A 2562-nucleotide genomic window follows, 5' to 3' on the forward strand; every position below is an offset into this window, starting at 1 on the left:
GCGAGGCGGCGCTGCGCTTCGACTGGGTGGGGCTGGCGGTGTTCGTGGTGGCGGTGGGCTGCGCGCTGGTGGCGCTCGATCGCGCGCGGCGGCTCGACCCCGCGCTGGCGCCGCTGGCGGCGGGGCTGGCGGTGGTCGCGGCGGGGGCGGTGGTGGTGCTGCTGCGGATCGAGCGCGCGGCCCGCGACCCGCTGCTGCCGCTCTCGGTCTTCGGCGAGGCGTCGATCTGGCGGGCCTACCTGCTCTCGGCCTGCGTGGTGGGGGCGCAGGTGGGCATGATCTCCTTCCTGCCGGCCTGGCTGCAGACGGTGCGGGGCATGGCGCCGGGGCCCTCGGGGCTGATGCTGGTGGCGATGTCGGTGGGCGGGGCCTCGGGCGCCTTCTTCTCCGGGCGGATGGTGGCGCGCAGCGGGCATGCGATGCGCTGGCCGACGCTGTTCCTGCCGGTCGGCGCGCTGATCTGGGCGGTGCTGGCGGTGACGGCCGCCGACCTGCCGCTGCCGGCCTTCCTGCCGCTGCTGGCAGCGGCGTCGTTCTGCTCGGGCACCTCCTATCCGGTGGTGCAGGTGACGGCGCAGGCGGCGGCGGGGCGGGAGAGGCTGGGCGCGGCCTCGGCCGGGGTGGCGTTCTCGCGCAACATCGGGGCTGCGACGGGCACGGCGGTGGTGGCGGCGGCGGTGTTCATGGCGGTGAGTGCGACCGGTTCCGGCGCGGCGTTCCAGCGGCTGGTGGCGGAGGGGCCGGGGTATCTGGCGGCCTTGGGGCCTGAGGCGGCGGCGGCGCTGCGGGGCGAATTGGCGGAGGCGTTCCGCGGGCTGTTCGCGACAGCGGCGGTGCTCACGGCGGTGGGGGCGGTGCTGGCGTGGCGGGTGCCGCTCAGGCGGTTCTGAGGGGCGCGCCGCGTGCGCGTCCGGGGTCGGTCGCTGCGAACTCCGGGCGCGCGGCCTACGCCTCCCGCACCTTCTGCACGCGAAAGCCCTTCAGCCCCTTCTCCTCGACCGCGGCGAGGAACGCGTCCGAGACGAAGAGTTCACCTCCCCCGAAGTACGCATCCACCCACAGGTGTCGGCCCGCGATCACCGCCCGCGAGACGCACAGGTCGTCGACGGTGCGCAGCACCTCGTTCAGGGTCTTGCGGCGCTGTCCCTGCTTGCCAATGCATTCCTCAGGCAGCAGCGCGTTGATGCGCACCAGCGGGTTCATGATGAAGTATTGGCCCGGTGCGACTTCCCGCCCGTCATGCCGCTCGATCGGCTTGCCGTTGGGGCGGCGGATCATGATCGGGAAGAACTGGTGCAGCTCAGGCTCGAAAGCTTCCACCACGTCCCGGAATTCTGCCGAGACGCCCCATCGGGCCACGACCGGAAGAAAGTCGGCGAGCGCCTTCTGCCGTGATGTAAGCCAGAACTCGGTCTTCACGTCGGCCGGGTCGAAGCAGATGCCCTTGTTGCCGAAGTCCATACCGAGCCAGCGGCATCGCTCATAGGCGGCGTCGGTGAGCACACCGCTCGCAGCCGGTCCTTCCTTCAGCGCCCCCCGGACATCCGGCGAAAATCTCGGATCGTGCGAGAATGCGATGATCGCCGCCAAGCGTGCCCTCCGTGGCTGCTAGAAGCCGCCCCTCAATCCCCCGCCGCCGCCTGCTCCAGCCTGTACGCATGCGCCGGATACGCGCCCAGGATGCGGAACTCCTTGGTGAAGAATTCCAGCTCCTCGAAGGCACGCCGCAGCGCCGGGCTGTCCGGCCTCGGGCGCGGCGAAGTCTGGGGCGGCCTACAACTCCCGCACCTCGCGCACGACAAAGCCCTTGAGTTCCTTCGCCCGCATTGCGGCCAGCAGTGTGTCGGAAACGAAGATCCGACCGCCTCCCAAGAACGGGGTGTTGAGCCACAGGTGCCGGCCCTCGATTGCGCCGCGCGAGACACACAGATCGTCGATATCAGGCATCACCTCGCGGCGTGACTGGCGCCGCTGCCCCAGTTGGCCAATACACTGCTCCGGCAACAGAGCATCGATCTGTTGAAGAGGATTCATGATGTAGTACTGGCCTGGCCCTACCTCTCGGCCATCAAGGCGAAATATCGGCTTGCCGTTTCGGCGTCGGATGTTAATCGGGAAAAATTGATGCAGATCAGGCTCAAATGATTAAACGATATGCTTGAATTCAGCTGAACAACCCCAGCGCCCGACAACGGGCAGAATATCCACAATAGTTCTGTGGTTGGTTGTCAGCCAGAATTCATTCCGAACTTCTTCTAATTCGAAGCGAATTACTTTGAATCCGAAATCAAAACTGCGATAGGGGGATCGCGCTTCGGCCTCATCTGTCAATATTGCATGCTTCTCGCGGCCCTTGGATAAACTCGCGTCCACACCCGGTGTCCAACAGGCATTCAGTGAGAACTTAATCAACGCCGCCATGCTTTGAGCCCTCTAGGAGATCCCTGCGAAACGCCTTGCTGAGCGACAGATGGGCTGATTCGCTGAGCCTGGTGATGGCAGTTGTGAGGCGGAGATGGGTCAGCGTCGGATCGGACAGGCGAGCTTGGCGGAGGCGCTTCT

4 protein-coding genes are annotated in these 2562 nt (G+C 66.9%); 1 reads left to right on the top strand and 3 read right to left on the bottom strand.

What is annotated here, in order from left to right:
- Positions 1-890: MFS transporter (locus tag HW578_RS25345; protein WP_198373481.1), on the top strand; the 890-nt coding region annotated here is incomplete at its 5' end.
- Between the two features lie 55 nt (positions 891-945).
- Here HW578_RS25345 and HW578_RS25350 read toward each other — a convergent pair.
- From HW578_RS25350 to HW578_RS25360, 3 genes are all read right to left on the bottom strand, one after another.
- The gene (locus tag HW578_RS25350; protein WP_198373482.1) at positions 946-1590 is read right to left on the bottom strand and encodes an imm11 family protein; all 645 of its coding nucleotides are present in this window, start codon (positions 1588-1590) and stop codon (positions 946-948) included.
- Between the two features lie 183 nt (positions 1591-1773).
- On the bottom strand, positions 1774-2130 hold the full coding sequence (locus HW578_RS25355; RefSeq protein ID WP_369407978.1) for an imm11 family protein: 357 nt from the start codon (positions 2128-2130) through the stop codon (positions 1774-1776).
- 15 nt (positions 2131-2145) lie between these two features.
- Positions 2146-2421 carry a hypothetical protein gene (locus HW578_RS25360; protein ID WP_198373486.1) on the bottom strand — a complete coding sequence of 92 codons (276 nt, stop codon included), beginning with the start codon at positions 2419-2421 and terminating at the stop codon, positions 2146-2148.
- Positions 2422-2562: the final 141 nt, after the last annotated feature.

The organism is Roseomonas rosulenta, assembly GCF_016106005.1.
Lineage (GTDB): Bacteria > Pseudomonadota > Alphaproteobacteria > Acetobacterales > Acetobacteraceae > Neoroseomonas > Neoroseomonas rosulenta.

Coding starts and splice junctions, on each gene's coding strand:
- HW578_RS25360 (WP_198373486.1), bottom strand. CDS start 2,421: ATGGCGGCGTTGATTAAGTTCTCACTGAATGCCTGTTGGACACCGGGT.